Below are 3594 nucleotides of genomic sequence, written 5' to 3'. Positions count from 1 at the left end.
ACGGAATGAAGTTCAAGGATGGAGAACCGGTGACCCACAGCACACCGGCTCAGCAACCGCTGGCCGCCTGACTATGCCGAGCTCCCCATACACCACATTTGACTTTAACTCTCTAGGGAGAGAAGGATTTTCCGGTGGTTCACTTCAAGGGGCGATCAACTACCGGCTCGTGCGGACGGCTTCCTCGCGCGGGTGTCACCCAAACCGTTGAATTATTGTTACGTGTAACTCAAAATGAGAGCTCACGGATTCGTGAAGAGGAGCGGCATGGCACGCGACAAGAATATTCCGTTACCTGTAACCGAAAAGCAAGGCCGTGGCCGGCCGCGAAAGCCCGACGCGATGACCAACGCCCAGCGTCAGGCGGCCTTTCGGGCGCGGCGCAAGGCGGCCGGCAAGGCCCGTCACGGTATCGGTAAAGGAGCATGACAGGCTCGTGCTCGAATGTGAGCAGCTGCGCGAGGGGCTGGCGCAGGCTCGCCGCGAGATCGCGCGCCGTCCCCGTCCCCGTCGCGACGTGGGCGGGGGCGGGGGCGGGCGGCGGGACGCCGCATCGGCGGTACTGGTCCGGCCGCTTCCGGCAGACGAAGCGGAATCGGATGACCGGCGGCTGGCGGTGACGATGACCGGGCGCGAGTTCTTTTCGCTCCAGCGGCTGGCAGCCCACTATGGCCTGCCCAGACGCGCCGTGCTGGAGCGGCTGGTCTGGTGGGCGGATCACAGCGTCGTTCAGTCGTTTGGAGAGGACGATGCGGCGTTTAACCGTTATCTGCATAGGGGTAACGGAAAATAACTAAAAATCGCTGTTTTAGTTACGCGTAACAGAAAATCGCTCCGAGTTCGTAAAAGAAGCGGGAGTGGCGCAACAATGTTGGCCCGGGCTGCGAAAAGCCGTCGGGATAACTAGAACGGCCAACGCGAATAACAGGTACCTTCGCTACAAGCTCAGCCTTCGCGATCTGGTCGAAATGATGGCCGAGCGGGAATTGTCGCTGGCACACACCACGATCATGCGTTGGGTAAGGCGATTTACACCGGAGTTCGTCAAGCGCTGGAACCGGTTTGGCACATCCGCAGGCCGGTCCTGGCGCGTTGACGAGACCTGGCTGAAGATTCGCGGCAGATGGGTTTATCTGTACCGGGCGGTGGACCGGACCGGCCAGACGGTGGATTTCATGCTCAGGGCAAAGCGCGATGTGGCCGCAGCAAAAGCTTTTTTCAGCAAGGCAATCAAACGTCAGGGCCAGCCACCGGAGACGATCACGCTTGATGGGTACGCCGCCTCGCACCGGGCCTGCGCGGGAGATGATCGCTGAGGGGCCGCTGCCTGAAGACACGAACATCCGGTCCTCGAAGTACCTGAACAATCTGATCGGGCAGGATCATCGAATATCAAGTCCAGTACGAAAGTGATGCTCGGATTCAAACTGTTCAGGAATGCCGCGACCACGATTTCAGGCATCGAATTGATGCATCGCATTCGCAAGGGTCAGTTCAACCTCTGCGCTCTCGGGCTCAAGGATACCTCTGCGCCCGTTGTCTGGAATATCATCCTGTTCAGTTAATAAGGTATCCATATTTATAGAAAAAATCTTGACCGGACCTGCTATTTGCACCAGAGCCGGCAAGATCTGGATGCCGGACATCGTCGGAACGAAGTGGATGCGCAAATAGAAAAAGCCGCCAGTAGGCGGCTTTTTCTCGTTACTCGAAGAGGTCGGCGTGCGTACCGGCGCGAATGAAGATCACTTCACTCTCGCCCAACCGGTAGAGAAGAAGGAAATCGCCACCTACGTGGCATTCACGATGCCCGGCCAGCTGGCCGGACAGTTCGTGATCGAGATATTCGGGCGGTAATGGCCCATCGTTCGCAATAAGAAGCAGCATCGTTTCCTTGAGCGCCTTCATATTGAAGACACCCGAGTGACTTAACCGCTTCCAGTCTTTCGTAAAAGTCTTAGCGCAATCAAATGACCGAGGAAAATTAGTCTTTTTTGTCGAGTTCATCAAAAAATTCCACCGCAGAGCGATGGCGCGTGCGACCTACCAACTTTTCCCCTTCGCGGATCGCCTCAAGTGTGGTCGCATTCGGAATGCGCACCTCGAAAGGCAGTCCATGCGACAACACGACTTGACGCAGGAAAAGTCGGAAAGCTTCGGAGATCGTCAGTCCATTGTCCGCGAGGACTTGGGCCGCTTCACTCTTCAGCTTCGGCTCGATTCGCGCGCGCACATCCGTTGTTTTCGAATCGTGAGCGAGCATGTTTCCTTCCGTATTGGTGTCTCCCAACCGCGTGAGTACGGGACACCCCAAGAGACATCGATGAAATTGACGATAAAGTTGAGTGATACCGCCCCGGCAACCTGTCACGCGCAGGTAGCTAAAACGGCACATCGATAGTGTAGCAACAACGTAGCTACATTTCAAGCCTGTTCATGTCGGGCAGCAGAAGCTATTCTTAGCTGTATATCCATACAGTATCTGGCGTGCCCGCCGCCACGTTCGTGACCTGCCGCTCCGCGCCTGGCGCGCCCACGCTCACCACGTTGCTGCGGCCCCCGTCGCTCGAGTTCGCCCCGATCGCCGCCGAGTTGCTCCCCTTCGTCACCGTCGGCTGGTCCGAGCCGTCGCCCTTCGTGTCCGCCACGAACCCGTACGTGACCCCCTTCTTCAACTGCGCCACTGTCGAGTTCGTCGTCGAGAGCCCCGTCGAGAGCGAGGTCAGCCCGCCCTGCGTCGAGGTCGACAGCGACGCCACGCTGCTGTTGGTCGTGGAGAGCCCCGTCGAGAGCGCCACCACTTCGCTGGCCACCGAATACAGCTGGCTGCCGTTGATTGCGTCCGTGCTGTTCGCTCCGATCTGCCCGGCCGCCACGGTCGTGATCTGCCGCTCGAAGCCCACCGACCCCACGCTCACTACCCCCGCCGGCGTGCTGCCAGCGAACCCCCCGTACGTGAGCCAGCCCACCGACGCGCTGCTCACCGCCGTGGCCGTTCCTGTCACCGCCTCCTGGCCGATCGCCACCGAGTTCACCACGTTCGCGGTCGCCCCCTGGCCGATCGCCACGCTCAGGTCAGCGCTCGCCGTCGACCCCGTGCCCAGCGCCACCGAGGCCGCGCCCAGACCGATCGCCACCGCCCCCAGCGTCGTCGCCCCGTCGCCGCTCGGCGTGCAGCCGGTCGCAGAACTGTTGCCCGATGCGAAGCTTGCAGAGATCGCGGCGTTGCGCGAACGGCGTGCCGTTGCGATGGTCGGCGACGGCATCAACGATGCGCCGGCGCTGGCCGCGCCATCCGTGGGAATCGCAATGGGAGCCGGCACCGACGTTGCACTGGAGACAGCAGAAGCCGCACTGTTGCGCAACAACGTGACGGGCGTCCAACGCACCACGCACGGGCGTGGTGCGTTGGCAAGAAGGGCGGTTGTGTCGCGATAACGGTGGGAGGATGAGTGACAGGTTAAAATGAAAAGGACTACTTATATGATCAGCGAATAGAACTGAGCGGCGGGAGTTCTGTTTGCGTCGTCGTGCATCTGCCCTTTGCGGATCATGTGCATGTATATGAACGCCTCCCGTTTGCGAAGCAATTTC

The 3594-nt window shown here is 59.9% G+C and carries 6 protein-coding genes and 1 pseudogene; 4 read left to right on the top strand and 3 right to left on the bottom strand.

Going from position 1 to position 3594, the window contains the following annotated elements; all coding sequences use genetic code 11:
* Nucleotides 1–267 precede the first annotated feature (267 nt).
* The 3 genes and pseudogenes from HV796_RS45060 to HV796_RS40765 all read left to right on the top strand — a co-directional run.
* Nucleotides 268–429 (top strand): hypothetical protein, encoded by a 162-nt coding sequence (locus tag HV796_RS45060; protein ID WP_246356356.1) that lies wholly within the window; start codon nucleotides 268–270, stop codon nucleotides 427–429.
* Between the two features lie 7 nt (nucleotides 430–436).
* Nucleotides 437–793: a hypothetical protein gene (locus tag HV796_RS40770; RefSeq protein WP_246356355.1), complete on the top strand. Its 357-nt coding sequence runs from the start codon at nucleotides 437–439 to the stop codon at nucleotides 791–793.
* Nucleotides 794–929: 136 nt separating this feature from the next.
* Nucleotides 930–1565: pseudogene (locus HV796_RS40765) on the top strand (IS6 family transposase); the annotation flags it as partial.
* 139 nt (nucleotides 1566–1704) lie between these two features.
* On the opposite strand, the gene HV796_RS40760 reads toward HV796_RS40765, so the two are convergent.
* The 3 genes from HV796_RS40760 to HV796_RS40750 all read right to left on the bottom strand — a co-directional run bounded on the left by HV796_RS40760 (nucleotide 1705) and on the right by HV796_RS40750 (nucleotide 3266).
* Nucleotides 1705–2007, bottom strand: coding sequence for a type II toxin-antitoxin system YafQ family toxin (locus tag HV796_RS40760; RefSeq protein WP_175233350.1), 303 nt, complete (start codon nucleotides 2005–2007; stop codon nucleotides 1705–1707).
* Nucleotides 1985–2263: a type II toxin-antitoxin system RelB/DinJ family antitoxin gene (locus HV796_RS40755; protein WP_175233349.1), complete on the bottom strand. Its 279-nt coding sequence runs from the start codon at nucleotides 2261–2263 to the stop codon at nucleotides 1985–1987. The genes HV796_RS40760 and HV796_RS40755 overlap by 23 nt, the downstream gene beginning before the upstream one ends.
* 196 nt (nucleotides 2264–2459) lie before the next feature.
* A complete protein-coding gene (locus HV796_RS40750; RefSeq protein WP_281369992.1) occupies nucleotides 2460–3266 on the bottom strand; it encodes a hypothetical protein in 807 nt (268 codons plus the stop codon).
* Between HV796_RS40750 and HV796_RS45055 the strand changes: the two genes are divergently transcribed.
* Nucleotides 3172–3438 (top strand): HAD family hydrolase, encoded by a 267-nt coding sequence (locus HV796_RS45055; protein WP_484555924.1) that lies wholly within the window; start codon nucleotides 3172–3174, stop codon nucleotides 3436–3438. The genes HV796_RS40750 and HV796_RS45055 overlap by 95 nt on opposite strands.
* Nucleotides 3439–3594: the final 156 nt, after the last annotated feature.

The organism is Paraburkholderia humisilvae (assembly GCF_902859855.1).
In the GTDB taxonomy this organism is placed as follows: domain Bacteria; phylum Pseudomonadota; class Gammaproteobacteria; order Burkholderiales; family Burkholderiaceae; genus Paraburkholderia; species Paraburkholderia humisilvae.
Note: the sequence above shows the minus strand (reverse complement) of the source record. Positions and strands in the feature narration are given on the sequence as shown.